An 835-nucleotide genomic window follows, 5' to 3' on the forward strand; every position below is an offset into this window, starting at 1 on the left:
GGAATAATATAATAATAAATTCTGATTTTGTTTTTCCTCTTTTTCTGTATGCTTAATGTGCTCTACTTTCTCATCTATTTCTTTTTTTAATTCTGTTGCTTTTATTAACTGCTGTGATAACATCAATTGATACAGATCGTTAAGTTGCTTCATGATTACTTCATGCGCGAAAACACCTGTGCTCATTCACTACGCCCCCCTCGATATTCTCTATCCCTCTAAATATTACCATAATTCTGTAAATTGCGCAGAAAAATACCTTCCCTGTAAATTGATAAATAAATGACTGAATATTGTGTTTATTACAACACAGAACGCTTAGCGTACAAAAAATCCCTTATTCACTTCCATAAAATATCTTAGCCTGGGTTTTACGTCAAAATCTTGACGGTATCCCTACTACGAAGGCCACAATCCTTATAAATAGACACCTCTTTTTTTATTGTAGCCTACTCACAATCCCAAAAATAAACTTATACTCATCCCGTTTCTTTTTTACTTTCTTAAATCCTTCTTTTGAATCAAAGATTAAACAAGTCTTTCTAAACCAAATCCGTAAATAACATGATTCGAAATAAATAGGTTTCACAATCCCTTTTTTCTCAAATTCCGTTCCATCTTCCCGTTCTGTTTCTGTTCGAATGAACCACCTATTTCCGATTCCAATTTCTATGTATTTCACTTATAACTCTCCTTTAGGAAATTCTTTTTCTAAACACTCTTTTATTTCCTAGGTAAGCGCAGATTCCGACAAAACATACGCTTACATATAAAAGAAGTAGATTTCTAGCACTCTACTTCTTTACAACTGAAATCGTTGCTATATAAATCCATT

General features: G+C 32.6%; 1 protein-coding gene and 1 pseudogene. Both read right to left on the minus strand.

Annotated elements, in window-relative coordinates:
• Nucleotides 1-186: pseudogene (locus tag V7183_RS15355) on the minus strand (tetratricopeptide repeat protein); the annotation flags it as partial.
• A gap of 253 nt (nucleotides 187-439) precedes the next feature.
• Nucleotides 440-682 (minus strand): DUF3977 family protein, encoded by a 243-nt coding sequence (locus V7183_RS15360; RefSeq protein ID WP_335360083.1) that lies wholly within the window; start codon nucleotides 680-682, stop codon nucleotides 440-442.
• Between the last annotated feature and the right edge of the window lie 153 nt (nucleotides 683-835).

Origin of the sequence: Bacillus sp. JJ1127 (assembly GCF_036965845.1) — a bacterium.
GTDB lineage: Bacteria > Bacillota > Bacilli > Bacillales > Bacillaceae_G > Bacillus_A.